The 26,219-nt window shown below is 69.9% G+C and carries 24 protein-coding genes and 1 pseudogene; 16 read left to right on the forward strand and 9 right to left on the reverse strand.

Annotation, left to right across the window (positions count from 1 at the left end):
* Nucleotides 1–68 precede the first annotated feature (68 nt).
* Nucleotides 69–1,466, reverse strand: a complete 1,398-nt coding sequence (locus tag J4573_RS32470) for an MFS transporter (RefSeq protein ID WP_208259739.1) — start codon at nt 1,464–1,466, stop codon at nt 69–71.
* A 124-nt stretch (nt 1,467–1,590) separates the two neighbouring features.
* On the opposite strand from J4573_RS32470, the gene J4573_RS32475 reads away from it, so the two are divergent.
* Together J4573_RS32475 and J4573_RS32480 are read left to right on the forward strand one after the other, a co-directional pair.
* Entirely contained in the window at nt 1,591–1,740 is a 150-nt protein-coding gene (locus J4573_RS32475) for a hypothetical protein (RefSeq protein WP_208259740.1), read from the forward strand.
* Nucleotides 1,737–3,101, forward strand: a complete 1,365-nt coding sequence (locus J4573_RS32480) for an LCP family protein (RefSeq protein ID WP_208259741.1) — start codon at nt 1,737–1,739, stop codon at nt 3,099–3,101. Before J4573_RS32475 ends, J4573_RS32480 begins: the two co-directional genes overlap by 4 nt.
* Before the next feature lie 10 nt (nt 3,102–3,111).
* Here J4573_RS32480 and J4573_RS32485 read toward each other — a convergent pair whose 3' ends face one another.
* The 3 genes from J4573_RS32485 to J4573_RS32495 are packed head-to-tail and all read right to left on the reverse strand — an operon-like array spanning nt 3,112 to nt 6,061.
* On the reverse strand, nt 3,112–4,548 hold the full coding sequence (locus tag J4573_RS32485) for a pyridoxal phosphate-dependent decarboxylase family protein (RefSeq protein WP_208259742.1): 1,437 nt from the start codon (nt 4,546–4,548) through the stop codon (nt 3,112–3,114).
* Nucleotides 4,545–5,138, reverse strand: a complete 594-nt coding sequence (locus J4573_RS32490) for a TetR/AcrR family transcriptional regulator (RefSeq protein WP_208259743.1) — start codon at nt 5,136–5,138, stop codon at nt 4,545–4,547. The genes J4573_RS32485 and J4573_RS32490 overlap by 4 nt, the downstream gene beginning before the upstream one ends.
* A 32-nt stretch (nt 5,139–5,170) precedes the next feature.
* Nucleotides 5,171–6,061, reverse strand: coding sequence for a LysR family transcriptional regulator (locus J4573_RS32495; RefSeq protein ID WP_243773898.1), 891 nt, complete (start codon nt 6,059–6,061; stop codon nt 5,171–5,173).
* A 71-nt stretch (nt 6,062–6,132) separates the two neighbouring features.
* On the opposite strand from J4573_RS32495, the gene J4573_RS32500 reads away from it, so the two are divergent.
* Nucleotides 6,133–6,558, forward strand: a complete 426-nt coding sequence (locus tag J4573_RS32500; protein ID WP_208259744.1) for a YybH family protein — start codon at nt 6,133–6,135, stop codon at nt 6,556–6,558.
* A gap of 36 nt (nt 6,559–6,594) precedes the next feature.
* On the opposite strand, the pseudogene J4573_RS54455 reads toward J4573_RS32500, so the two are convergent.
* The 4 genes and pseudogenes from J4573_RS54455 to J4573_RS32515 form a co-directional block, all read right to left on the reverse strand.
* Nucleotides 6,595–6,681: pseudogene (locus J4573_RS54455) on the reverse strand (NUDIX hydrolase); the annotation flags it as partial.
* Nucleotides 6,682–6,813: 132 nt separating this feature from the next.
* Nucleotides 6,814–8,142 carry a threonine/serine exporter family protein gene (locus J4573_RS32505; protein WP_243773899.1) on the reverse strand — a complete coding sequence of 443 codons (1,329 nt, stop codon included), beginning with the start codon at nt 8,140–8,142 and terminating at the stop codon, nt 6,814–6,816.
* A 140-nt stretch (nt 8,143–8,282) separates the two neighbouring features.
* Nucleotides 8,283–8,597: an L-rhamnose mutarotase gene (locus tag J4573_RS32510; protein WP_208259746.1), complete on the reverse strand. Its 315-nt coding sequence runs from the start codon at nt 8,595–8,597 to the stop codon at nt 8,283–8,285.
* Nucleotides 8,597–9,361, reverse strand: coding sequence for a FadR/GntR family transcriptional regulator (locus J4573_RS32515; protein WP_208259747.1), 765 nt, complete (start codon nt 9,359–9,361; stop codon nt 8,597–8,599). The genes J4573_RS32510 and J4573_RS32515 overlap by 1 nt, the downstream gene beginning before the upstream one ends.
* 159 nt (nt 9,362–9,520) lie before the next feature.
* Between J4573_RS32515 and J4573_RS32520 the strand changes: the two genes are divergently transcribed.
* The 12 genes from J4573_RS32520 (at nt 9,521) to J4573_RS32575 (ending at nt 22,452) form a co-directional block, all read left to right on the forward strand.
* On the forward strand, nt 9,521–10,822 hold the full coding sequence (locus J4573_RS32520) for an enolase C-terminal domain-like protein (RefSeq protein ID WP_208259748.1): 1,302 nt from the start codon (nt 9,521–9,523) through the stop codon (nt 10,820–10,822).
* Nucleotides 10,822–11,577 (forward strand): SDR family NAD(P)-dependent oxidoreductase, encoded by a 756-nt coding sequence (locus tag J4573_RS32525; protein ID WP_243773900.1) that lies wholly within the window; start codon nt 10,822–10,824, stop codon nt 11,575–11,577. Before J4573_RS32520 ends, J4573_RS32525 begins: the two co-directional genes overlap by 1 nt.
* Nucleotides 11,578–11,625: 48 nt before the next feature.
* Nucleotides 11,626–12,678 carry a sugar ABC transporter substrate-binding protein gene (locus tag J4573_RS32530; protein WP_208259749.1) on the forward strand — a complete coding sequence of 351 codons (1,053 nt, stop codon included), beginning with the start codon at nt 11,626–11,628 and terminating at the stop codon, nt 12,676–12,678.
* Complete coding sequence (locus J4573_RS32535; RefSeq protein ID WP_208259750.1) at nt 12,678–14,186, forward strand: sugar ABC transporter ATP-binding protein; 1,509 nt, start codon at nt 12,678–12,680, stop codon at nt 14,184–14,186. The genes J4573_RS32530 and J4573_RS32535 overlap by 1 nt, the downstream gene beginning before the upstream one ends.
* A complete protein-coding gene (locus J4573_RS32540; protein WP_208259751.1) occupies nt 14,183–15,199 on the forward strand; it encodes an ABC transporter permease in 1,017 nt (338 codons plus the stop codon). The genes J4573_RS32535 and J4573_RS32540 overlap by 4 nt, the downstream gene beginning before the upstream one ends.
* A gap of 109 nt (nt 15,200–15,308) precedes the next feature.
* Nucleotides 15,309–16,223: an aldo/keto reductase gene (locus tag J4573_RS32545; RefSeq protein ID WP_208259752.1), complete on the forward strand. Its 915-nt coding sequence runs from the start codon at nt 15,309–15,311 to the stop codon at nt 16,221–16,223.
* Nucleotides 16,220–17,041 carry an amidohydrolase family protein gene (locus tag J4573_RS32550; RefSeq protein WP_208259753.1) on the forward strand — a complete coding sequence of 274 codons (822 nt, stop codon included), beginning with the start codon at nt 16,220–16,222 and terminating at the stop codon, nt 17,039–17,041. Before J4573_RS32545 ends, J4573_RS32550 begins: the two co-directional genes overlap by 4 nt.
* A 14-nt stretch (nt 17,042–17,055) precedes the next feature.
* Entirely contained in the window at nt 17,056–17,760 is a 705-nt protein-coding gene (locus tag J4573_RS32555; RefSeq protein WP_208259754.1) for a (Fe-S)-binding protein, read from the forward strand.
* The gene (locus J4573_RS32560; RefSeq protein ID WP_208259755.1) at nt 17,757–19,172 is read left to right on the forward strand and encodes a LutB/LldF family L-lactate oxidation iron-sulfur protein; all 1,416 of its coding nucleotides are present in this window, start codon (nt 17,757–17,759) and stop codon (nt 19,170–19,172) included. Before J4573_RS32555 ends, J4573_RS32560 begins: the two co-directional genes overlap by 4 nt.
* A complete protein-coding gene (locus J4573_RS32565) occupies nt 19,169–19,750 on the forward strand; it encodes a LutC/YkgG family protein (protein ID WP_208259756.1) in 582 nt (193 codons plus the stop codon). Before J4573_RS32560 ends, J4573_RS32565 begins: the two co-directional genes overlap by 4 nt.
* Before the next feature lie 25 nt (nt 19,751–19,775).
* On the forward strand, nt 19,776–21,641 hold the full coding sequence (locus tag J4573_RS32570) for an alpha-L-fucosidase (RefSeq protein ID WP_208259757.1): 1,866 nt from the start codon (nt 19,776–19,778) through the stop codon (nt 21,639–21,641).
* A 256-nt stretch (nt 21,642–21,897) separates the two neighbouring features.
* Nucleotides 21,898–22,452: a peptidoglycan-binding domain-containing protein gene (locus tag J4573_RS32575; protein WP_208259758.1), complete on the forward strand. Its 555-nt coding sequence runs from the start codon at nt 21,898–21,900 to the stop codon at nt 22,450–22,452.
* A gap of 264 nt (nt 22,453–22,716) precedes the next feature.
* Here the strand turns inward: J4573_RS32575 and J4573_RS54460 are convergent, their stop codons facing one another.
* A complete protein-coding gene (locus J4573_RS54460; protein WP_243773901.1) occupies nt 22,717–23,796 on the reverse strand; it encodes a trypsin-like serine peptidase in 1,080 nt (359 codons plus the stop codon).
* Between the two features lie 293 nt (nt 23,797–24,089).
* Between J4573_RS54460 and J4573_RS32585 the strand changes: the two genes are divergently transcribed.
* Nucleotides 24,090–26,189, forward strand: a complete 2,100-nt coding sequence (locus J4573_RS32585) for a RecQ family ATP-dependent DNA helicase (RefSeq protein WP_208259759.1) — start codon at nt 24,090–24,092, stop codon at nt 26,187–26,189.
* The last annotated feature ends 30 nt before the right edge of the window (nt 26,190–26,219 follow it).

A 26,219-nucleotide genomic window follows, 5' to 3' on the forward strand; every position in this document is an offset into this window, starting at 1 on the left:
GCATCGCCGGCTCGGCTCTTCGCCGGAACCGCCCAAAAGAGGACCACGACCCACGGCGTGCGACCAGATCAGCGACCGCCTCCGGACTGGCCGAGATCGGCAATGCGGGCCGCGAGTCGGGCGTTGAACGCGACCAGGGCGGTGGTGAGGGCGACGAGGACGAGGAAGAGAACGGACACCCAGCCCATCGCCCGCCCGTGAGCCGTCGCCGTCGAGCCTGTGTCGAGCACGGCGAAGAAGACCGCGCCGCTGACCGCCACTCCGGCTGCACCGGCGAACTGCTGTGCGGTGGTCAGGACCGCCGAACCCACTCCGGCGCGTTCGGCGTTCACGCGTGTGAGGGCTAGCCGGATGAGCTGGGGGAGGATCAGGCCGTTGCCCGCGCCGACCAGGACCATCCCGGTCATGACGCAGGGGAGCCCGGGGTCGGCGGAGGCGGTGAGGAGACGTGCCGCCAGGACGATCAGGCCTGCCCCGGACAGGGCACAGCCCGCGAGCGGAACGAGCGTTCCGTGGCGTGCGGCCAGCTTGGAGCCGCCCAGCGACGTCGCCGAGTAGAGCACTCCCATCGGGGCGAACGCGAGTCCGGCCTGGAACGCGGTGAGGCCGAGGCCCGCCTGCAACAGGAGCGCCAGGGTGAACATGAAGCCCACGAAGTAGGCCATGAACGCGGCGATCGCCACAACGCCCGCCACGTACGACGGAACCCGGAACAGCGACAGGTCCAGGACGGGCCGGCCGCCCCGGGCCGTGAGCGTTCGCTGCCACCAGAGAGTCAGCGCGGCCATGGGGATCGCGGACGCCATCGAGATCCATGTCCACACAGGCCATCCCTCCTGCTGGCCGAGTGTGAGGGGAGCCAGCAGGAGACCGAGGGCCAGTGCGACTCCTGCGGCGCCGAGCGGGTCGAGCTTGGCTGCGTCTCCGCCCGTACGAGGGAGGAGGCGCCAGGCCAGGATCGCGGCGGGCACGCCGACCGGCAGGTTGACCAGGAAGATGACCCGCCAGCCCAAGCCGAAGACGTCGGCCTGCAGCAGCAGCCCGCCGAGCACCTGACCGGCGATGGAGCCGAGACCGGCGGCCACCCCGTACCAGCCCAGCGCGCGGGCGCGACCTTCCTCAGGAAACGCGGCGGTGACCACGGCGAGCACCTGCGGGACCATCAGCGCCCCGGTCAGCCCTTGCAGCAGCCGTGCCGCCACCAGCGTGCCGGGAGTGGGCGCCATGCCGCAGAGGAGGGAGGCGGTTGTGAAGGCGGCCATCCCGACGACGAAGATCCGGCGATGGCCGAACAGGTCGCCGAGCCGCCCGCCGGTGATCATCCCGGCGGCGTAGGCGAACCCGTAGCCGCCGACGACCAGTTCCAGGGCGACGGGCCCGGCGTGCAGATCGTGGCCGATCGAGGGCGCCGCCACGTTCACCACGAAGAAGTCGTACTGGGCCATGAACAGCGCCGACAGCAGCACCGCCAGCGCCGCTCCGGGGCGGGTTCTGGCGGATCTCTCACTGGTCTGGGACGGGAGGGAGTGAGTTTCTGGTTGCACGTCTTGGTTGACGCCGCGCGTCCGCGAGAGGTGACCGGGCGTTCGCGTGAACCCGGAACGTGGCGAGTGGCGAGACATGGGCATGGATCTCACCAAGCTGCTCCGGGAGCTCGGCGCCGAGCTCGAGCACGCGCCGCCGCCCGCGCTCGCCCGCCAGCGTGACCGTCTCCGCCGGGCTATCGCGGTGGCCCGATGAACGTGCTGAGGGCGATGAGCAGGCCGCGCCTGCTGGCCGTCGTGGCGGCGGCGCTCGCGGTGGTGATGAGCCTGTCCGCGTACGGCTACTACTGGAAGCTGGAGAGCAGCATCCATCACCTCGACCCCGACCGGTTGATCGAGGGCGGCCGCCCAGCGAAGCTGAACGGGGCGCAGAACATCCTGATGATGGGCTCCGACTCCCGTCAGGGCGCGAACGCCCAGTTCGGGCGCGGTCTGCGGAACAAGGCCCCGGCGTCGGACACGATGATCCTGCTGCACCTGTCGCCGGGCGGCGGCCAGGCGGTCGGCATCAGCTTCGCGCGCGACCTGATGGTGCCGATCCCCTCCTGCAAGCGCGAGGACGGCACCCGCACCCAGCCGTCCTCCCTGGCGATGCTGAACGAGGCCATCGGCCGCGGGGGCCCCGCCTGCACGATCTCCACCCTGGAGAAGCTGACCCGCATCAAGATCGACCATTTCGTCCAGGTCGACTTCGTCGGCTTCGAGAAGATCACCAAGGCGGTGGGCGGCGTCCCGGTCTGCCTGCCGTACGACGTGAACGACCCGCGTTCCGGCCTGCGCCTGGCCAAGGGGCCGCACAACGTTCAGGGCAAGGAGGCGCTCGCCTACGTCCGGGCGCGGCACGGCTTCCGGGACGGCTCCGACACCCAGCGGATCAAGCGGCAGCAGCGCTTTCTGGCCTCGCTCGCCAAGAAAGGCATGAACGCCGGGCTGCTCGCCGACCCGGGCCGTCTGAACGCCCTGCTCACGTCCTCGCTGTCGTCGCTCACCAGCGATCTCAGGCTCACCGGCATGCTCAAGATCGCCCAGAGCATGCGCGGGCTGACCACCGGCAAGATCCGCTTCGTGACCGTTCCGGACGAGCTGTATCCGCCGAACCACAACCGCATGCAACTCGCCCAGCCCGCCGCCTCGCGGTTCCTGGACGCGGTCCGCGACGACCGGAAGATCGAGGCCGCGCCGGCGACGCCGGCGAGCCCGCCCGCCCGTACCAAGGTGCGGATCTTCAACGCCTCCGGTGTCGAGGGGCAGGCCGCGACGGTGGCGTCCTTCCTCAAGGACCGCGGCTACACGGTCGGCAAGCCGGGCAACCTCACCCGCCCGTCCGCGACCACCGAGATCCGCGCCGCCGCGTCGGACGCCGCGCAGGCCAAGGCCCTCGCCGCCCTGATCCCCGGCGCCAAGGTCCGCACCGTCTCGTCCTCGCCCTCGTCGAAGGGGCGCGTGGACGTGGTCCTCGGCTCGGGCTTCACGGGCCTGAAGTCGGCGGGCATCCCGAACCTGACCGGGGAGGCCCGCGCCGACGACGACCTGTGCGAGAGCTCGGAGGCGGCCTGAGCCGAGTGGTTCAGAGGCGGCCTGAGTACAGGACCGACAGGAAGCGGACGAGCAGCGCCTCCCGCGTCTCCACCGGCAGCCCGTCCATGATCGCGTTCACCATGGCCATCTCCGGCTCGGCGCCGCCCAGCTCCACGCCGACCGCCGCGAGCAGCCCGGCGAACCCGGCGTCGTCGATGGCATCCAGGTCGAGCGACTCCAGTGCCTCGGTCAGTTCGGCCGGAACGTCGGGCGGCCCGGCCTCGCGCGCCGCCTTGGCCGACTCGTTCAACGTCGCCAGCATCGCCTCGACCCGGCCCGCGCTCACGCCGGTCAGCGTGAAGTGCAGGTTCGGCGGGCTGTGCCCGTGCGACAGCTGGACCTGGAAGAACCAGCCGCGGGAACGGGCCTCGTCGGCGAGCGCGAAGACGCTCAGCTCCGGATCGTCGGACGTCACCGCCACCAGCGGTGCCTCCGGCGACCCCAGCACGCGCAGCCCCGGAATCTCCGCGACGCCCGCGATCAGCCGTTCGGCGGAACGCATCGCCTCCGCGGCCAGGCTGCGATAGCCGTCCGCGCCCAGCGCCTGGAACGTCGCCCAGGCCGCGCCCAGCGGGCCACCGCTGCGGCTGCTCTGCACGGTCGTGTTGATCACCGGGTAGCCCGGCCATCCGGCGGCGGCGAAGTAGGCCCGGCGCCGCATCGCCTCGTCCGCGAACAGCACCACCGAGGCGCCCTTGGGCGCGTAGCCGTACTTGTGGAGGTCGCATGAGATCGACGTGACCCCGTCCACCGACAGATCGAACGGCGGCACGTCCCGGCCGTTCTCGCGCAGCCAGGGCAGCACCCATCCGCCGACGCAAGCGTCCACGTGACACGGCACGCCCGCCTCGGCCGCGATCGCCGCCACCTCCGCGACCGGATCGATGACCCCGTGCGCGTACGAGGGCGCCGACACCACGACCAGCACGGTGTTCGGCGTCAGCGCGGCCGTGATCGCCTCGGGCGAGACCCTGAAGGTGACCGGGTCGACGGCCACCGAAACGAGCTCCATGCCCAGGTAGTGAACGGCCTTGGCGAACGCGGGATGAGCCGTGGAAGGGGCGACGACCTGCGGCCGGTCAACGGCCCGCGCATCCCGGGCCGCCTTCACCGCCAGCATGATCGACTCGGTCCCTCCGCTGGTGAAGATCCCCGAAGAGGTGCCGCCGCCCAGCCGTTCCGCCACGGCGTCCACGAGCTGCCGCTCCAACGCCACGATGCTGGGGAACGCCGTCGGATCCAGGCAGTTGACCTCGAGCATCTCCAGGTGCGCCCGCGCCGCGGCCTCGTGCACCTCCGGACGCCCGGTGTCGTAGACATACGCGGTCACGTTCCCGCCCCGTACGGGCAGGTCGTCCTCCCGCAGCCGCGCCAACTCGCCGAGCAGTTCGTCGACCGGCCGCCCGGCCTCCGGGAGTCCGTTCATCGGTCGAGCCCCAGCAGGCCGCCGACGACCCGCCGCAGATGCAGGCGGAACCGCGCGAGCTCCTTGGGGTCGTCGATGCCGACGCGCTGCCCGTGCTCGTCCAGCACACCGCCGCGCCCGAAGCCGTGCGTGCACCATATGACCGTCATGACCACGTACTCGATGTCCACCTCGGGCCCGACCAGCTCGCGGACGGCCTTCCCGGCCATGTCGAGCATCGGCCGCACGTACTGGTTCTCCAGGTGAGCCACGTCCGCCGCGTCCGACAGCCACCGGTGCATCCACAGCGCGGGGACCTCGGGGTGCTCGACGCAGAAGTCCAGATAGCGATCAAGGACCCGGTAGACCCCCTCGGCATCGGGCGTGAACTCCCCGAACGCCGCCTCCAAAGCGGCGCTCTCGGTGTTCGCGGCCCGTTCCATCACCGCCAGGTACAGATCGCGCTTGCCGCCCACGTGGTACGAGACGGTGGCGATGTTGAGCCCCGCCGCCTCGGCGATCAACCGGGTCGACGTAGCGTCGTACCCGAGCTCCGCGAAGAGCCGGGTGGCCACGTCGATGATCCGTTCCCGCCCCGAGTCGTTGGTCATTTTCCCACGTTAGAAGCCCAATGGTTGCTCCGTCAATCGCTTGATGGGGAGGCGGTGTCCCATCCCCAGCCCGTGATGGCGGTCCGCATCAGCCGTGCCGCGGGCGAAAGGTGACTCTCAGCCCCCCAGTGCAACGTGAGCGTGCGGCGGCAGCCCGGGTGGTCGACGTCGATCCAGGTGACCGGATAACTCGCCAGCGCGTGCCGGGCGAACGCGGGGTTGAACCCGATTCCGAGCCCGGCCCGGATCAGCTCCTGGATGGCGACCGCCTCGTCCCCTTCGCACACGATCCTTGGCGTCAGCCCCTTCTCGGCGAAGAGCCGATCAAGCAACCGCCGCTGCCAATGCCCCTTCCGCGCGGTGACGAACGGCTGATCGGCCAGATCCTCGACGCTCACCAGCGCCCTTCCGGCCAGCGGATGATCCAGCGGTGTGATCACCCCCACCGCCTCATCCAGCAACTGAGCCGACTCCAGCCCCTCCGTGGGAATCGGCTGCGAAGCCACGCACAGATCGATGTCCTGCGCCCTCAACTTCCGCGCCATCTCCTCCGCCGACATCTGCTGAAGCTCCACCTCCACAGACGGATGGGCTCGCTTGTACTCGGCCAGCACCTCCGTCAGCGCCAGAAAGGTCTCGGCCGCCAACCTGACAGAGCCGACCCCCGACGCCTCGACAAGCGCCCGACGCCCCGCGTCGAGCTCACCCAGCGAGCGTTCGACGTGCTCACGAAAAAGCGCTCCCGCGGCGTTCAACCGCAGCCGCCCGCCCCGATCGAACAGCGGCACCCCCAGCTCGCCCTCCAGCCGGGCGATCGTCCGGCTCAGCGAAGGCTGAGCCACCCGCAGCTCATCGGCGGCCCGGCTCAAGTGCTCCAGCCGAGCCACCACCAAGAACTGCCGAAGCGAATTCAGCTCCACCATGGCTCCGTCCACATAACTCAATAGCAATTCTGATCTTAGACAGGATAACTCCCACGACATATCGTTCCCGTATGGACAACGACTCGGAAATCCGCAGCCACATCCAGAAGATCATCGAAGGCCTCCGAGCCAAGGACCTCGAAAGCCTCAGAGCGCTCTACGCACCCGACGTCGTGTCCTTCGACGTCGAGCCGCCCCTCCAGCACGTGGGCATCGAGGCGAAGCTCAAGAACTGGGCGAACGTCTTCGCGTTCTTTGAGACCGTCGACTACGAGGTCCGCGACCTGACCCTCACCATCGGCGGCGACGTGGCGTTCGGCCACGCCTTCGCCCGCCTCAGCGGCACCCTCGAGAACGGCACCCCGGTCGGCGGCATGTGGGTCCGCATCACTTACGGCCTTCGCAAGATCGGCGGCGCCTGGACGATCACCCATGACCAGGTCTCGGTCCCGCTGGACATCCCCACCGGCAAGGGAGTGACCGACCTTCAGCCCTGACCTTGTCCGCTAAAGGACCACTCGCCCATCGTGCTCACGGACGGCCAGGGCGACGATGCCTCGCGCCATGTTCTTGTAGACGCCGGTCAGCCGCTCGGGCTCGACCTCCAGGCCGGTCTCCTGTGGTGTCGTAGGCCGTGCGGACGAGATGGAACACCGGAACGCCCGGTGGGGAGCCCGCGTGCGCCAAGGAGCGGGGCCGGAAGCCCGTCGCGGGCGGCGGGAGGGCGGTCTGGGCGGTTGTGGGGTGACCTGCTAGAAGCCGCGGGTTCGGCGGGCGGCGGGGCGGGAGCGGCGGGAGGAGATGCCCAGGCCTACGCGCTGGAAGGCGCGGACGAGTTCGCCGCCCATGTTGACGCCGGCGCCTAGGGCGAGGGCTACGGAGAGGGCGCCTACGAGGCTGAGCATGCCGGCCTCGGGGGAGTGGGTGTTGAGCTCGACCATGCCCCGGTAAAGGAGCGTTCCAGGGAGGAGGGGGCAGATCGCGGGGACGACGTAGGGGAGGGAGGGGGAGTGGCGGCGGCGGGCGTACCAGTCGCCGAGGGTTCCTACGGCTAGGGCGGCGATCGCCGAGGCCAGGAGGGGGAAGGTGTCGTTGGCCAGGAGGATCACGTAGATGATCCAGCTGACCGCGCCTCCGATGGCGGCGATGGGCAGGACGTTGCGGGGGCAGGCGAGGGAGACGGCGAAGGTCACCGAGACGGCGGCGGCGGCCAGGACCGGGATGGGCAGGAGCTCGGCGGGGCTGTTGGGCAGGTGGCTGACGTCGACCGGGACCTTGAGCTGGACGGCGGTGTAGACGACGACGCCGAGGCCCGCGACCAGGGCCGTGATCATGAAGAAGACCTCGAGGAGGCGGGCGCCGGCGCTGACCAGGTCGCCGGTGATGCCGTCTTGGATGCTGGCCACGAGCGGGCGGCCTGGCAGGAGGGCGAGGATCGCCCCGGTGACGATGGTGGAGGCGCGGTTGGGGTTGCCCATGGCGATCACGATGGCGGCGGCCGTGGCGGCGATGGCGGCGGCCGCGAAGATCTGGAAGAACTCGGCCACGCCCCGGCGGGCCAGGTAGGCGGCCGTACGGTCGCCGAGGAGCGTCGCGAAGAACGCGGTCGCGGCGACGAGCGGGCCACCGCCGGTGAGGACCGAGGCGGAGGACGCGATCAGCGCGAAGCTGACCACCAGCAGCCAGGCCGGGTACGGGCCGCGGCCGGTCTTGATCTCCCTGAGCTGCTTGTGGGCCTCGTCCAGGTCCAGCATGCCGATGGAGGCCTGCTGGACGAGCGAGTGCAGGGCGTGCAGCCGCCAGAACGCGGGGGACCGGCGGCGGATGGCGCGGGACGCGGTGACCGGGAGCGCGCCGTTGCCCGGGTGAGCCGAGACCAGGAGGCTGGTGAAGGTCACCTCGACCTCGCAGCGCGGGAGCTCGTAGGCGACGGCGAGGCTCAGCATGGCCTCGTTGACGCGTTCGGTGGATTCGCCGCTGGCCAGGAGGAGCTCGCCTACGCGGAGGACGAGATCTATGGCTCGGGGATCGACCACCTCGCCGGGTTCGTCTTCGGGCACCTCCACCGGTGCCCCGTCCATGAGAACCTGCCACGTGCGCCTCAGGCGCTCCGCTGCTCGCCCCATAGCGAACGTGCCCTCCCCGGCCTCCTTAGGTGATCTTCAAGAGGCAGGTTACCTCGCGTGACGAAAGGTGCCACACGGTGGGCGTGAGGTGTCGGTCACGGTAGTTGCCAAACCACCGGAAGTCCGGCGGCGGCGCCCTCGGACGAGTAGTCGTGGACGACGTCCAGATAGCCCGCCATGCGGGCCTGCCAGGTGACGTTCACCGGCAGCTTCTCCAGGGCGAAGAGCAGGTCGCCGTAGTCGTCGCAGTCGATGACGTGGAAGAGGTCCAGGCCGCTGCGCCAGATCGTCCAGTCCTTGGCGCCGGCGGCGCGGATGGCCTCGACCAGCTCGGTGGGGACCTCCCGATGGGCCTGCTCGTAGGCCTCCTCGGTGCCCTCCTTCAGCCGGGTGTGCAGCGCTACGCGCATCAGTCCTCCTCCTGTCCGGGAGCGCCGGTCCGTGCGGGAGCGTCGGGGGCCTGGGGGTCCGCCGGTTGGGCGGCCTGGTGGCGGGCCCAGTGTTCCACCGCGCCGATGTGGATGGCGGCGGCGATGCGGGCGCCCTCGGGGTCGCGGTCGACCAGCGCGCGGTAGATCTCCTCGTGCTCGTCGAACGTGCGGGTGAAGACGTCGTCCTCCTGGTAGCCGCGCCAGACGCGGGCGCGGAACGTGCGGCTGTTCAGGCCGCCGAGGATCGCGGCGAGCACGGGGTTGCCGGCCGCCCCGGTGATGATCCGGTGGAACTCCAGGTCGTGCCCGACGATCTCCTCCGAGGTCGTGCCGCGTTCCATCGCGCGCATCTCGGCGCGCAGCAGCGCCAGGCCTTCGTCGGTGATGCGCGCGGCGGCGGTGGCCGCGGCGGCGGGCTCCAGGATCTTGCGGACCTGAACGAGGTGCAGGAGCGTCTCGCCGCGCGAGATCTCGGCGACCGCGCCGAACGTCTCGAGCAGGTCGCTCGGCTCCAGCTGCGTCACGTACACGCCCGCGCCGTGCCGGGCCTCCAGGACGCCGAGCACGGTGAGTGCGCGGATCGCCTCGCGCATGGAGCTGCGGGACAGGCCGAGCTCGGCGGCCAGGTCCCGTTCGGTCGGCAGGCGCTGACCGGGGACCAGCTCGCCGGAGGCCAGCTTGGCCTTGATCTGTTCTATCGCCCGGTCGGTGACGGTCGTCCGGATCGCGTTGTCCTCGGTCACCCCGATGTCTCCTTTTCGTCGAGGCTCATCCTGACATCCTTCCGAGTGGTCTGACCAATCCACGCAAGTAACGACTTTGTTACGGGGTATTGCCAGGACATATGGGGCAAGTGGTCTGATGTCTTCCTAGGTGGTCCGATCACTTGGGGGTTCTTACGCATGAAGATCGTCTCGTTGGAGGCGCACGACGTCCGGTTCCCGACCTCGCGCGAGCTGGACGGCTCGGACGCCATGAACCCCGACCCCGACTACTCGGCCGCCTACGTGGTGCTGCGGACCGACGAGAGTCGTGACGGCCGCCCCCTGGAGGGGCATGGCTTCTGCTTCACCATCGGCCGCGGCAACGAGGTCTGCGTCGCCGCCATCAACGCCTACGCGCCGCTGGTCGAGGGCGCCGAGCTGGACCCGGGCGACCTCGGCGGCTTCTCCCGGCGCCTGCTGCACGACTCGCAGCTGCGCTGGCTCGGCCCCGAGAAGGGCGCCGTCCACATGGCCGCCGCCGCGATCATCAACGCGGCGTTCGACCTGGCCGGGAAGGCCGCGGGCCTGCCGGTGTGGCGGCTGCTGGCGGAGATGGCGCCCGAGCAGATCGTCGACCTGGCCGACTGGCGCTACCTCACCGACGCCCTCACCCCGGAACGCGCGCTGGAGCTCCTGCGCGACGCGGCCCCTGGCCGTGCCGCACGGACCGAGACCCTGCTGGCCCGCGGCTACCCCGCGTACACCACCACGCCCGGCTGGCTCGGCTACACCGACGACAAGCTGGTGCGGCTCAGCCGCGAGGCGGTCGCCGACGGCTTCACCCAGATCAAGCTCAAGGTCGGCGCCGACCTGGACGACGACGTGCGGCGGCTGCGGCTGGCGCGCGACGCGGTCGGCCCCGGTGTACGGATCGCCGTCGACGCCAACCAGCGCTGGGACGTCGCGCCGGCGATCGAGTGGATGCGCGCCCTGGAGCCGTTCGCGCCGTACTGGATCGAGGAGCCGACCAGCCCCGACGACGTCCTCGGCCACGCCGCCATCCGGCGCGGCGTGGCGCCGGTCAAGGTCGCCACCGGCGAGCACATCGCCAACCGGGTGCTGGTCAAGCAGATGCTCCAGGCCGGCGCGATCGACGTGCTGCAGATCGACGCGTGCCGGGTCGCGGGCGTGACCGAGAACGTGGCGATCCTGCTGCTGGCGGCGGCGTACGGCGTGCCGGTCTGCCCGCACGCGGGCGGCGTCGGGCTGTGCGAGGCGGTCCAGCACCTGTCGATGTTCGACTTCGTCGCGGTGAGCGGCAGCACCGAGGACCGGGTGATCGAGTACGTCGACCACCTGCACGAGCACTTCGAGGACCCGGTCCGCATCGTTCAGGGCCATTACGTGGCGCCCGGCGCGCCCGGGATGTCCACCCAGATGAAGGCCACGAGCCTGGCGGCCTATGCCCACCCCGACGGCGAGATCTGGAGGAACCACTGATGGATCGCGGCATGGAGTTCGACGGTATTAAAGCTCTGGTCACCGGCGGTGCGTCCGGGATCGGCCTGGCCGCGGCGCGGTTGCTGGCCGAACGCGGCGCGGCGGTGGCCTGCCTGGACCTGAACGCGGCGCCCGACCCGTTCCACACCGTCAAGGCCGACGTCACCGACGACGCCGCCGTGCGCACCGCGGTGAACGAGGCGGCCCAGCACCTCGGCGGCCTGGACGTCGTCGTCAACAACGCCGGCATCGGCGCGCAGGGCACCGTCGAGGACAACGACGACGTCGAATGGCACCGCGTCTACGACATCAACGTCGTCGGCATGGTCCGCGTCAGCCGCGCCGCCCTCCCGTACCTGCGCGAGTCGAGCCACGCCGCGATCGTCAACACGTGCTCGATCGCCGCGACCGCCGGCCTTCCCGACCGCGCGCTCTACTCGGCGACCAAGGGCGCGGTCCTGTCGCTGACGCTCGCCATGGCCGCCGACCACCTGCGCGAGGGCATCCGGGTCAACTGCGTGAACCCCGGCACGGCCGACACCCCGTGGATCGGCCGCCTGCTGGCCAAGGCCGCCGACCCCGAGGCCGAACGCGCCGCCCTGGAGGCCCGCCAGCCGAGCGGCCGGCTGGTCTCCCCGGAGGAGGTCGCCGCGGCGATCGCCTACCTCGCCGGCCCGCTCGCCTCCGCCACCACCGGCATCGACCTCGCGGTGGACGGCGGCATGCAAGGACTCAGGCTGCGGCCCCGCAGCTGACCACCCCCTGATCACGTTCGATCCATGCGTTCCGAGGAGGAACCAACGATGATCCACACCAAGATCCTGGCCGGGGCCGCGGCGGCGCTGTCGGCGGTCCTCATCGCGGGCTGCGGCAGCACCTCCGACTCCGGGGGCAACTCCGGCGGCTCCGGCGGCAACAAGAGCGGCAAGGTCGGCGTCGGACTGCCGCTGCTGACCTCGCCGTTCTGGCAGTCCTACAACAACTACGTGCCGCAGATGGCCAAGCAACTCGGCGTCGACACGCTGCCGACGGTCAACTCCAACTCCGACCCGACGCAGCAGATCACCGACATCAACAACCTGCTGAACCAGAACGTGCGCGGCCTGGTCATCGCCCCGCTCGACAGCGCCGCCATCGTCGCCGGCCTGAACCAGGCCGACCGCAAGGGCGTCCCGGTCGTCGCGGTCGACGTCGCGCCCGACAAGGGCAAGGTCGCGATGGTCGTACGGGCCGACAACGTCGCGTACGGCGAGAAGGCCTGCAAGTACCTCGGCGACAAGATCAAGTCGGGCAAGGTCGTGCAGATCCAGGGCGACCTGGCCTCGGTCAACGGCCGCGACCGCTCCCAGGCGTTCCGCGACTGCATGAAGAAGGGCTACCCCGGCATCAAGGTGCTGGAGATCCCCGCCGAATGGAAGGCGGAGAAGGCCGCGTCCGGGCTGGACAGCCTCCTGAACGCCAACCCCGACGTCAAGGGCATCTACATGCAGGCGGGCGGCGTCTACCTGGCCCCGACCCTGCAGGCCCTGAAGAGCAAGAACATGCTCGTGAAGGCGGGCGACCCCAAGCACATCCAGATCGTGTCCAACGACGGCATCCCGCAGGAGTACGCGGCGATCCGCGAGGGGCAGATCGACGCGACCGTGTCGCAGCCCGCCGACGCCTACGCCAAGTGGGGCATGTACTACATCAAGGCCGCCATGGAAGGTAAGACGTTCCAGCCCGGCCCGACCGACCACGGCAGCGTGATCGTCAAGCTGCCCAGCGGCATCCTGGAGGACCAGCTCCCGGCGCCGCTCGTCACCAAGGACAACGTCGACGACAAGTCCCTGTGGGGCAACACGGTAGGCAAGTGATGGCACCAGTTCCCCTGGCCGAGGCGGTTCCCCTCGTTGAGGCGACGGGCGTCAGCAAGCGGTTCGGGTCGACCGTCGCGCTCGCGGACGCGCGCCTCACCGTTCTGCCCGGCGAGTCCCACGCGCTCGTCGGGCGGAACGGGGCGGGCAAGTCGACGCTGGTCAACGTGCTCACCGGGATCTTCCCGCCCGACACCGGCGAGGTGTGGTTCGACGGCGAACCCGCCCCGAAGGCCGGTGACCGGGACGGCTGGCGTGCCAAGGTCGCCTGCGTTTACCAGAAGTCGACGATCATCCCCGAGCTGACCGTCGCGGAGAACCTGTTCATCAACCGGCAGCCCGCCACCCGTGGCGTGATCGGCTGGAAGCGGATGCGCCGCGAGGCCGCCGAACTGCTGTCCACCTGGGACGTTCAGGTCGACCCATCGGTCGCGGCGGGCGAGCTGAACGTTCAGGACCGGCAGTTCGTGGAGATCGCGCGGGCGCTGTCGTTCGGCGCGCGGTTCATCATCCTGGACGAGCCGACCGCGCAGCTGGACAACGCCGAGATCGAGCGGCTGTTCACGAGGATGCGTTCGCTGCAGGACTCGGGCGTGACGTTCCTGTTCATCTCGCACCACCTCCAGGAGGTGTACGAGGTGTGCCAGACCGTCACGGTCTTCCGTGACGCCCGCTGGATCGCCACCGAGCCGGTCGCCGACCTGCCGCGCGGCGCGCTGGTCGAGGCGATGACCGGTGAGGCGGCCGACCTGGGACGTACGACCGGGCACCGCGAGCCCGTCACCGCCGACGTGCGCCTGGCGGTCACGGGTTTGTCCGACGGCGCGTATGAGGACGTGTCGCTGGACGTGCGGCGCGGCGAGGTCGTGGGCCTGGCCGGATCGTCGGCCAGCGGCAAGATCGAGCTGGCCGAGGCGCTGGTCGGGCTGCGCAGGCCCGGCGGCGGAACGGCCACGCTCGACGGCAGGCCCGTGCCGTTCGGCGACGTGCGCAAGGCGATGTCGGCCGGGATCGGGTTCGTGCCGCGCGACCGGCACGGCCAGGGCCTGGTCGCGGGCCTGTCGGTCGGCGAGAACGCCACCATGACGATCGCCGACCGGCTCGGCCCGTTCGGCATCATCAGCCCGCGGCGGCTGCGCGAGGCCGCGCGCACGTCGATCAAGGGCCTGGACATCAAGACCCAGGGCCCCGAGCAGCCGGTGAACGGCCTGTCGGGCGGCAACCAGCAGAAGGTCGTCATGGCCCGCGCGCTCGCCGTCGAGCCCCGGCTGCTGGTCCTGATCAACCCGACCGCCGGGGTGGACGTGAAGTCCAAGGAGGCGCTGCTGGCCGTCGTCGACGAGATCCGTCAGGGCGGCACCTCCGTGATCATCATCTCCGACGAGCTGGACGACCTGCGGCCCTGCGACCGGGTGCTGGTCTTCTTCCACGGCCGGATCACCGCCGAGCATGCCGCCGGCTGGAACGACCACGACCTGGTCGCATCGATCGAGGGGGTCTCCTCATGACGCAAACGGTGGCAGAACCCCGGACCAAGGCCGCTCCGGCGGCCGGGGCCCTGTCCGCGCTCGGCCGGATGCGCGAGTTCGCGCTGGTGCCCGCGCTGATCGCGCTGGTCGTCCTCGGCGCGATCGTGAACGACAGCTTCCTCACCGAACGCAACATCATCAGCATCCTGGGCGCCTCGGCGGCGCTGGCGCTGGTCGTGCTCGCCGAGTCGCTGATCCTGATCACCGGCAAGATCGACCTGTCGCTGGAGTCGACGGTCGGGATCGCACCCGGGCTCGGCGCGCTGCTGGTCATCCCGGCGGCGTCGGCGGGCTTCGGCACCGAATGGCCCACCTGGCTGGGGATCCTGGCCATCTTCGTGGTGGGCGGCGCGATCGGCGCGTTCAACGGCTTCCTGTCGGTGAAGCTGCGCCTGAACGCCTTCATCGTGTCGCTGGCCATGCTGATCGTGCTGCGCGGCCTGCTCACCGGCGCGACCGAGGGCAAGACGCTGTTCGACATGCCCGAGGCGTTCTTCTCCATCGCGACGACGACGTTCCTGAAGCTGCCGATGTCGGTGTGGCTGGCTGCCGTGTGCTTCGCGGTGGCCGGGTTCGCGCTGCGCTACCACCGGCTCGGGCGCGCGCTGTACGCGATCGGCGGCAACCCGGAGGCGGCGCGGGCCGCGGGCATCCGGGTGGAGCGGGTCACCTGGGCGGTGTATGTGATCAGCGGCGTGCTGGCCGCCGCGGCGGGCCTCTGCCTCACCGGGTACGTCGGCGCCATCAACGCCAACCAGGGCCAGAACATGATCTTCACCGTGATGGCCGCGGCCGTCATCGGCGGGATCTCCATGAACGGCGGCAAGGGCACGATGACCGGCGCCATCACCGGCGTGCTGCTGCTCGGCGTGGTCGACAATCTGCTCACGCTCGCGCAGGTCGCCTCGTTCTGGAAGCAGGCCATCTACGGTGCGATCATCCTGTTCGCGCTGGTCGTCTCGCGCGTCACCTCCGGCCAGGCGCAGGAGTAGCCCGGCCGGGCACAGGAGTAGCCGGGCCAGGCGCAGGCGGGCCAGGCGCAGGCGGGCCAGGCGCAGGAGTAGCCCATCGGGGCGGGTCTTGGAGAGGGGTGGTCTTCAGATGGCACTCGGGCTGAGCGCCCTGTCGTTCGGCAGCGCGCCCATCGGCGGGCTGTACGCGCCGGTGGACGGCGGCGTGGACGGGGGCGTGGACGTCGTGCGGCGGGCCCTGGAGGTCGGCATGACCTACCTCGACACCGCGCCGCACTACGGGGCGGGCACCGCCGAACGGGTCATCGGCGAGGCGCTCAAGGACGTGCCGCGCGAGTCGTTCACCATCTCGACGAAGGTCGGGCGGCTGCTGCGGCCCCGGCGTGATGGCGAGGCGCCGGACGACGAGGGCTTCCCAGGGGAACCTGCCCTCAAGAGGGAGTGGGACTTCAGCGGCGACGGAATCCGGCGTTCGCTGGAGTCCTCCCTTGAACGGTTGGGGCTCGACCGGGTCGACGCGGTCTACCTGCATGACCCGGATGACCACGAGGAGCAGGTCTACACCGAGGCTTACCCGGCCTTGGCACGACTCAGGGACGAGGGGGTGATCGCGGCCATCGGTGCGGGCATGAACCAGGCCGAGATGCTGGCCCGCTTCGTACGGAGGCTGGACCTTGACCTCGTCCTCTGCGCCGGCCGTTACACGCTGCTCGACCGCACCGCCGAGGCCGAGCTCCTGCCAGCGTGCGTGGAACGTGGGACCAAGGTGGTGATCGGGGGAGTCTTCAACTCCGGGCTCCTGGCAGGGGGAACCACCTACAACTACGCGCCCGCCCCTGCGGAGATGCTGGAACGCGTGGAACGGCTGGAGCAGGTGTGCGCGCGGCATGGCGTTCCCCTGCGCGCGGCGGCGATGCGCTTTCCGTTCCGGCACCCTGCGGTGGTGAGCGTCCTGACAGGCTGTCGTACGCCTGCCGAGGCGGACGACAACGCCCGGCTCTTCGAATGGGACATTCCCGAGGCGCTGTGGGGGGACCTGGGATGATCGACGCGCACCAGCACCTGTGGGACACCGCCGTCCGCGACTACGCGTGGATGGACGGCCCCTGGGCCGACCCGCTGCGCGGCAGGTTCGACGTGACGCGGTACGCCGAGGCCGCCGAGCCGTTCGGCGTCGAGGGTTCCATCGTCGTACAGGCGCTGCACAGCGCGGAGGAGACCCGCGAACTGCTGGCCATCGCCGACGCGCGGCCGATCGAGGGCGTGGTCGGCTGGATCGACCTCACCGCCGCCGACGTCGCGGACGTGATCGCGGGCCTGTCCGGGCCGCTGGTGGGCATCCGGCACCAGGTGCAGGACGAGCCGGACCCGGGGTGGCTGTGCCGCGAGGACGTGCGGCGCGGGCTGCGGGCCGTGGGGGAGGCCGGGCTGGTGTACGACCTGCTGGTCAAGCCCCCGCAGGCGGACGCGGCGCTGGAGACGGTGCGGGCGCTGCCGGAGGTGTCGTTCGTGCTCGACCATGCGGGCAAGCCGGACATCGCGGGCGGCGTGTGGGAACCGTGGGCGTCATGGATCGCGTCGCTGGCCGCGCTGCCGAACGTGGCCGTGAAGGTGTCCGGCCTGGTCACCGAGGCCGCGGCCGACTGGAAGCCGGCCGACATCCTGCCCTACGCGGCGCATGTGCTGGAGGCGTTCAGGCCGGAGCGGGTGATGTTCGGCTCGGACTGGCCGGTCTGCACGCTGGCCGCGCCTTACGGGACCGTCGTCGATCTGGCCGCTGCGGCGGTGGACGGGCTCAGCAACGATGAGCGGAGCGAGGTCTTCGGGGGTACGGCCTGCCGCGTCTATGGAATCGGTGGATAGGAGGGTCGGTTGCCGTGCGCGTCGCATTGTTCGTCACCTGCGTGAACGACACGCTCTTCCCGGGCACGGGCCGGGCCACGGTGCGCCTGCTGGAACGCCTGGGCTGCACGGTGGACTTCCCGTCCGCTCAGACCTGCTGCGGGCAGATGCACTTCAACACCGGCTACAGGGACGACGCCCGGCCCATGGCTCAGCGCTTCGGTGAGGTGTTTTCGGGCTACGAGGCAGTGGTCGTGCCTTCAGGGTCGTGCGCCGCCATGGTCCGCGAGTGGTACCCCACGCTGGGCGTCGAACCTCCTGGCGGGGTGTACGAGCTGTCTGAATTCCTGGTCGATGTGCTGGGCGTGGTGGACGTTGGGGCCTACTTCCCGCACACGGTCACCTATCACCCGACCTGCCATTCGCTGCGTTCATTGCGGGTGGGGTCACGGCCTGAACGGCTTCTGTCGGAGGTACGCGGGCTGAAGCTGCTGCCCTTGGGCGGTGCGGAGGAGTGCTGCGGCTTCGGCGGCACGTTCTCGGTGAAGAACCCGGCCGTGTCGGCGGCCATGTGCACCGACAAGGTGCGCAACGTCCTGGACACCGGGGCCGAGGTGCTCTGCGCGGCCGACAACTCCTGCCTGATGCACATAGGCGGCACGATGCGGCGGCAGCGGGCCGGTGTACGAACCATGCACCTGGCGCAGATCCTCGCCTCGACCGAGGAGAACCCCTCATGAGCGGCACGTTTGTCGGGATGCCCGCCTTCCCCATTGCTTCGGAAAAGGCTGTTGGGGACGCGCAGCTGCGGCACAACCTGCATAAGGCCACCCACACGATCCGGGGCAAGCGGGCTCTGGTGGTGGGGGAGCAGCCGGACTGGATGGAGCTCCGTTCGGCGGGAGCGGCCATCAAGGATCGCGTGCTGCGGCACCTGGACGTCTACCTGGAGCAGCTGGAGGCGGCCGTCACGCTCGCCGGTGGGCACGTGCACTGGGCGAAGGACGCGGCCGAGGCCAACCGGATCGTGACATCGCTGGTGAAGGCGACCGGCCAGACCGAGGTCGTCAAGGTCAAGTCGATGGCCACCCAGGAGATCGAGCTCAACGAGGCGCTGGCCAAGGCCGGGATCACGGCCTACGAGACCGACCTCGCCGAACTCATCGTGCAGCTGGGCGACGACCGGCCGTCCCACATCCTCGTCCCGGCCATCCACCGGAACCGGTCCGAGATCCGGGAGATCTTCCGGCGCGCGATGTCGGAGTGGGGCCGACCCGCTCCCGATGACCTCGCCGATGACCCGCCCGCGCTGGCGGAGGCGGCTCGCCTGCATTTGAGGGAACGGTTCCTGTCGGCCAAGGTCGGCATCTCCGGGGCCAACTTCGCGGTCGCCGAGACCGGGACTCTTGTCGTTCTGGAGTCGGAGGGCAACGGGCGGATGTGCCTGACCCTGCCCGAGACCCTCATTTCGGTGGTGGGCATCGAAAAGCTCGTGCCGACCTGGCAGGACCTTGAAGTCTTCATGCAGCTCCTGCCGAGGTCGTCCACAGGGGAGCGGATGAACCCGTACACCTCGATGTGGACGGGTGGAGTGGAAGGACAGGACTTCCACCTGGTGCTGCTGGACAACGGGCGTACCGACGTCCTTGCCGACCAGGTGGGACGACAGGCGTTGCGGTGCATCCGCTGCTCGGCATGCCTGAACGTCTGCCCTGTGTATGAACGGGCCGGAGGGCATGCCTATGGGTCCGTCTACCCGGGGCCCATCGGGGCGATCCTCACGCCGCAGTTGAGGGGGTTCTCCTCGGAGTTGGAGGAGTCCCTGCCGTACGCCTCCACGCTGTGCGGCGCCTGCTACGACGTCTGCCCGGTCGAAATCAACATTCCCGAGGTGCTGCTGGACCTGCGGGCCAAGGTCGCCTCGTCCGGCCACCATCGTGGGGAGCGTGCCGTCATGGCCGCCGCGCGGCGGGTGCTGTCGTCGCCTGCGTTGCTGTCTGCCACGCAGAGGACGGCCGGTCGTTTCCGGCGGTTGACTCCGCGTCGCCTGCCGGGCCCCTTGTCGGCCTGGACCGACACCCGGGACGTCCCGGCGCCGCCCCGCGAATCGTTCCGCCAGTGGTGGGAGCGCAGGGAGGGCACCAACCGATGAGCTCGCGCGACCTGATTCTGGGCAAGGTGCGCGCCGCGCTGGCCGATGTCCCTGCCGACGAGGACGTTGCCATCCCGCGCCGGTATGAACGCTCGCGCACCGGGCCCGACATCATCGAGCTACTCGTCGACCGCCTGGTCGACTACAAGGCCGTCGTCCACCGGGACGTCGCCGTGGCGGAGGTAGTGCCGGGCGGCCGCATCGGAGCCCCTCCCGGCGTTCCAGACTCGTGGCTGCCGGGCGACGGTGCCGTGCGGGACACCGGCCTGTCCGCTCTGGAGCTGGACGGGCTGGACGCCGTCGTCACCGGGTGCGCCGTCGCCATCGCCGAGACCGGGACGATCGTCCTGGACGGCTCTCCTGACCAAGGCAGGCGTGCCCTGACCCTCGTTCCCGACCATCACGTCTGCGTGGTCCGCGCCGACCAGATCGTCCGTACCGTTCCCGAGGCGCTCGAACGCCTCGATCCCACCCGTCCGCTCACCTGGATCAGCGGCCCGTCGGCGACCAGCGACATCGAGCTGAACCGCGTCGAGGGCGTACACGGACCCCGAACCCTCCAAGTCGTCATCCTCTAGCCCCCCGTAGTCAGAAGAGGAGCCCATGCGTCATCCCTACCTGGGCGCGAGCCTGCTCTCAATCGCCCTCGCAACCCCTGCCTTCGCGTTCGCAACCCCCGCCCTCGCGGCCGTACCCGCCCACGCCTACGCACCCGCTCACGCCGCCGCACCCGCTCATGCGGAGGCTGTCGGCTGTACCGACCCCATCAAGCCCGCCTCGGTGATGAAGATCGAGGCGTGCGACACCCCTGAACGGATCGTCGAGAAGGCCGCCCACATCGTTCCGCGCAAGGGCCAGCTCGACTGGCAGCGCAAGGAACTCACCACGTTCACCCACTTCGGCATGAACACCTTCACCAACCGGGAATGGGGCTCGGGCGCCGAGGACGAGGCCACGTTCGCCCCCAAGAGCCTCGACGTGGACCAGTGGATGCGCGCCTATAAGGCCGCCGGTGCCAAGCAGGCGATGTTCACGGTCAAGCACCACGACGGCTTCGTCCTCTACCCGACCCGCTACAGCAACCACTCGGTCATCGCCAGCCCCTGGTGGGTCCGTACGCAGCAGTGCAGTCCGCAGCAGGCGGCCAAGGTCAAGGCCGCCCGTTCCAAGGCAGCCTCCTCCAGGGGAACGGACGCCTCGGCCTATTGGCAGTCCCGTGCCGCAGGGTGCGAGAACCAGGCGGGCGACATCCTGGGCGACTACGTGCGTGCCGCTCGCAAGGCGGGCCTCAGGGTCGGCGTCTACATTTCACCCGCCGACGGCTCCGAACTGCCGCACGCCTGGCATCGCGACTGGGTGAAGAAGGTCGTGGCCAAGCACGACGCGGGCAAGCCCCTCAGCATCGAGGAACAGGCCACCTACGACGACCGCGACCGTGACCCGGGCGGCATGGGCCGCTACGGGAGCGGCAGCGCCATCGTCGACCGTACGATCCCGACGCTGGTGAAGAACGACGACCGTGCGCGGGCCGTGGCCAAGGGCAAGCTTCCGTCCTTCAAGGTGAAGACCGACGACTACAACGCCTACTACCTCAACCAGATCTACGAGCTCTTCACCCAATACGGGCCGATCGACGAGCTCTGGCTGGACGGCGCCAACCCCTGGTCGGGAGAGGGAATCACCGAGAAGTACGACTTCACCGCCTGGTTCGACCTGATCCACAAGCTGTCCCCGAACACGGTCGTCTTCGGCGGCCCGCAGGGCATCCGCTGGATCGGCAACGAGCGCGGCGTCGCCCGCCCGACCGAGTGGAGCGTCACGCCCGCGACCGCCGACCCGAACAGCTACCACAACGAGTGGCTGCTGCCCGAGGGCGCGTCCGTGGACGACATCGGCTCGCGAGCCAAGATCACCGCCCCGGCCGCCAAGTACCTGCAGTGGTTCCCGGGCGAGGCGGACGTGTCGCAGCGCCCCGGCTGGTTCTTCCACCCCGACGAGAAGCCCAAGACCCCTGCTCAGCTGGTCAGCCTGTACGACCAGTCCGTCGGCCGGAACGCCTCCCTGCTGCTGAACGTTCCGCCCGCGACCGACGGCCGGGTCGCCGACGAGGACGTGGCGAGCCTGACCTCGTTCGGCACGGCCATCCGGGAGACCTACCGCCGCGACCTGGCCGCCGGCGCGCGCCAGAAGCCGGGCGGGGTGTACGAGCTGAGCAAGGCACGTACGTTCGACCGCATCCGCCTCGGCGAGGACATCAGCCGAGGCCAGCACGTCGAGGGCTTCACGATCGAGGCCTGGGACGGCACGTCCTGGAAGCAGATCACGCAGGGCACGACCATCGGCCACAGCCGCATCCTCGCCCTGCCCGCGCCGGTCACCGCCGACAAGCTCCGCGTCACGGTCACGCAGACCCGCGCCACCCCGTACATCAGCACGTTCGGCCTCTACAGAACCGCCGACCCGCGCTGACGGGACGGTGCCGCGGGTGCCGTGGTGACGGCGCTCTGACGACGGCGCTCTGATGAGGGCGCTCTAATGAGGGCGGCCGTCCGACTGCCGAACCGGTGTTGGACGGCCGCCCGCGGGGTCAGGTTCGACCCCCGCGGGGTGGTGGCGCAACGTGGCCAACCGGCTCTCGATCGCGAACAACCGCAGGTCAACGGGCCTCTAATCCGTACGTAACAGCACGGAGCAAGGACAGAGACCCGAGACCTGAAGGAGCACGATGAACCTCAAGAGGATCGCGATCGCCGGTCTGGCCACAGCGGGGATCGTGGCGGGCGGAGCGATGCTGAGCTCCTCGCCCGCGTCCGCCGACACCGTCCCCGCCGACCCGGCCTACGGGTCCTGGCCCGTGCTGAAGCAGGGCCAGACGAGCGAGAACGTGCGGGCGCTGCAATGGTTCCTCAACTGCGAGACCTTCAAGGTCAAGACTCCGTCGCACTTCGGCCCCGCCACCTACGCCCAGGTGAAGAACTTCCAGGCGCACGCCGAGATGAGCGACGTGCCGGACGGCAACGTCGGCGCCCACACCTGGCTCGCGCTCGTGGAGAAGTTCCCCAAGCCCATGGACTACGGCAACCGCAACGACTGCGTGAAGGCCGTCCAGGTCCTGCTCAACAAGTGGCGCTACAACGATGACCTGCCCATCACCGGCTACCACGGCGACCGCACGAAGAACAAGATGCTCCGATTCCAGGACGCGCACGGCCTGCCCGCCACCGGCAAGGTCGACACCCGGACGCTCCACAAGCTGATCTCAACGCCCGCCGGAAAGTAGCCCGAACGAGCAATGGCCAGAAGGGCTATAGCCAAAAGGGCAGTAGCCGAAAGAGCAATAGCCGAACGGGCAATAGCCGAAAGTGTCATAGGCCAACGAGCAATTGCCGATCCGAAGCGATCTGAATTAGTATCCGGCGTTCCGAGACCAGCGGCTCCACCTCAACGGCGAGGCGGGGCCGCTCCGCATTTTCTGGACGAACGCAAGCGGGACCCATGGCCGGAAGGCGCCATGGGTCCCGCGGTTTTCCAGGAGTATTGGTATTTACACGCCGTCGGCGTAGTTGTAGAGGTTCCATACGTCGTTACTGAAGTACGGGCTCCAGAGCGTGGTCCGGCCGTTGTTGGTCGTACTGGAGGTGCCGTTGATGTAGCCGAGCAGGGTCGAATTGCTGTATCCGAAGAGCCACGGGCCGCCGCTCACGCCTCGCGTGAGGGGGCAGGCCATGGCGATGCGGCTGCCCGAGGCGTAGGTCGTTCCCTGGCAGTAGTACTGCCAGTCGCCCGGGTAGGGCGCCTCGGCCGGGTAGCCGATGATGGTCATCGCGCGGGACGTGGACTGGCCGGTCTGGATGCCGTTCCCGCCCACACGGTTGACGATGTGGACGCCGCTGAGGTCGTTGGCCTTCACGAAGCCGACGTCATAGTTGAGGTCGCTGCTGTTGGCCCAGCCGTTGAACGTGACCAGGCGGTAGGCGCTCCACGTTCCGTAGGGCCGGTTGCCGTGGTCGTAGTAGGGGACGAACGTCCAATTCTGGTGCCAGGTGCCGCCCGACCCGTGGTGCACGCAGTGCCCTGCGGTGCTGATCAGGCGCTTGGAGTTGCTGTTGACCGTGCCCGCCGAGCAGACGTAGTTGAGGCCGTCGGTGGCGTCGCGGAAGAACACCTTGCCCACGGTGGGGCTTGCGGTGACGGCCGCGGCGGTGCTGGCGGTACCGGTCCGCTGCCTGGTCGCGGCCTTGCGCGGCTTGGCCGTACCGGCGGAGGGCGCGACCTTGTGCAGCGCGCCGGTCAGGGCGTTCGTGCGCGCACGAGGCGCGGCCGCGCCCTTGGCGGCGTCGTCGAGCGGGATCGCCGCCCGCATCCGCGCCGGCGTCCAGTACGCCTTCATCGCGGCGTCCCGCGAAATGTGCTTGGTATTGATCGCCTTTTGAACGTCGGCGCTCACCGGCGCGGACACCGTGATCGTGGCACCGGGATTCGCCGGTGCCGCTGCGGGTGAGGAGGCGGCAGAGGTGGCGGCGGAGGCCTGGGAAATGCCGCCGGTAAGCGTCGCGGCGGCCATTGATCCGGCGGCGAACCCACCGATCAAAAGCCGCCGCAGTGCGCCATGTTCGAGACGCATGTCACAACCTTTCCGTTGTGCGGGGGGAGTGTGTGCGTCGCCAAGCATGTGCTGATTTGCCGGAATTAATCCATAGCCCCGTCCGGCCTCGGCCTCATGCGATCTGGTTCTGGCCGCAAAACAAGACGTAGGCGCGCCTATCGCTCACTTGAACGCGACAGATCGCCGGAAATCCGGTCTCTTCAGGCCTTGACCGCGCCGGATTCCCAGTGCCATTCATGATCCGTTCATGGAGTTATCCACAGAATGTGGTTCTGGTGCGGGGTGTCGGTGGGGGCTGATAGCAAGGAGGCATGGACACGAGCCTGAGGAACGAGGCCGAGGGGTGCCTGCGGGCGCTCGCCGGCGACCACGCGCGGCTGCGCGACGACCAGTGGACCGCCATCCACGCCCTGGTCGTCGACCGCCGCCGCGCCCTGGTCGTCCAGCGCACCGGCTGGGGCAAGTCGGCCGTCTACTTCGTCGCCACCCGGCTGCTGCGCGAGCGCGGCGCAGGCCCGACGGTCATCGTGTCCCCGCTGCTGGCCCTCATGCGCAACCAGATCGCGGCCGCCGAGCGCGCCGGCATCCACGCCCGCACGATCAACTCGGCCAACACCGAGGACTGGGAGCGGGTGTTCACCGAGGTCGAGGCGGGCGAGGTCGACGTCCTGCTGGTCAGCCCCGAGCGTCTCAACAACCCCGACTTCCGCGACCTGGTGCTGCCCAAGCTGGCCGCCGGCGCGGGCCTGGTGGTCGTCGACGAGGCCCACTGCATCTCCGACTGGGGCCACGACTTCCGCCCCGACTACCGCCGCCTGCGCACGCTCCTCGCCGACCTGCCGCCCGGCATCCCCGTGCTGGCCACCACCGCCACCGCCAACGCCCGCGTCACCAAGGACGTGGCCGAGCAGCTCAACGCCGGCGATTCAGAAACCCTCGTGCTCCGAGGCCCCCTGGAACGCGAGTCCCTACGCCTGGCCGTCGTGAGCCTCCCCGCCGCCGAGATGCGCATCGCCTGGCTGGGAGAGCACCTCGCCGATCTCCCGGGCTCGGGCATCATCTACACGCTCACCGTCGCCGCCGCCCACGAGATCGCCGCCTACCTGCGCGAACGCGGCTTCGAGGTCGCGGCGTACTCCGGCCAGACCGACCCCACCGAACGCCTCCAGGCCGAGCAGGACCTCCAGGACAACAAGCTCAAGGCCCTGGTCGCCACCAGCGCCCTCGGCATGGGCTTCGACAAGCCCGACCTCGGCTTCATCGTCCACGTGGGCGCGCCCCAGTCCCCGGTGGCCTACTACCAGCAGATCGGCCGCGCCGGCCGAGGCGTCGAACGCGCCGAAGTGATCCTCCTGCCCGGCCTGGAGGACCGCGACATCTGGGCCTACTTCGCCGGCCTGGCCTTCCCGCCCGAGCACACCGTCCGCACCACCCTCGACGTCCTGGAGATGGCCGGCCGCACCCTGTCCACCGCCGCCCTGGAGCCCCAGGTCGACCTCAGCCGCAACCGCCTGGAGATGATGCTGAAGGTCCTGGACGTGGACGGCGCCGTCAAGCGCGTCAAAGGCGGCTGGACCGCCACCGGCCAGCCCTGGACGTACGACCGTGACCGCTACGAACGCGTCTCGGCCGAACGGACCCGCGAGCAGCAGGCCATGCTCGACTACCTCGACACACAGACCTGCCGCGAGGAATACCTCCGCCGCCAGCTCGACGACCCCGACGCCGAGCCCTGCGGCCGCTGCGACAACTGCACCGGCACCCACTGGCCCACCACGGTCTCCGAGGCCGGCACCACCCAGGCCCGCGACCGCCTCCGCCGCCCCGGCGTCGACGTGACCCCCCGCCGCATGTGGCCCACCGCCGTCAAGGACGACCTGGGCGTCTCCGGCAAGATCGGCCCCGAGTCCATCGCCGAGACGGGCCGCGCTCTGGGCCGCCTCACCGACATCGGCTGGGGCAACCGCCTCCGCGAGATCCTCGCCGACCACGCCCCCGACACCGAGATGCCCGACGAGATGTTCCAGGCCGTCGTCAAGGTCCTCTCATCCTGGGACTGGACCGACCGCCCCACCGGCGTCGTCGCGATCGGCTCCCGCACCCGCCCCGCCCTGGTCGGCAGCCTCGCCCACCGCATAGCCGAGATCGGCCGCCTGCCCTACCTGGGCGAGTTCGTCCCCCTCGGCGACCCCACCCCCCGCCGCCACAACAGCGCCCAGCGCCTCCGCTCCGTCTGGCACGCCCTCACCCTCCCCGACGACGTGGCCCAGAACGCCCGCGAAGCCAACGGCCCGATCCTCCTCATCGACGACCGCATCGACACCGGCTGGACCATGACGGTCGCCGCCCGTCACCTACGCCAAGCCGGAGTCCCCGCCGTCCTCCCCCTAGTCCTGGCGGTCACCAACTAGCAAGGCCCCAGCACCCAAACCCGTTGATCC

The sequence above is a fragment of the Actinomadura barringtoniae genome (assembly GCF_017573505.1).
GTDB lineage: Bacteria > Actinomycetota > Actinomycetes > Streptosporangiales > Streptosporangiaceae > Spirillospora > Spirillospora barringtoniae.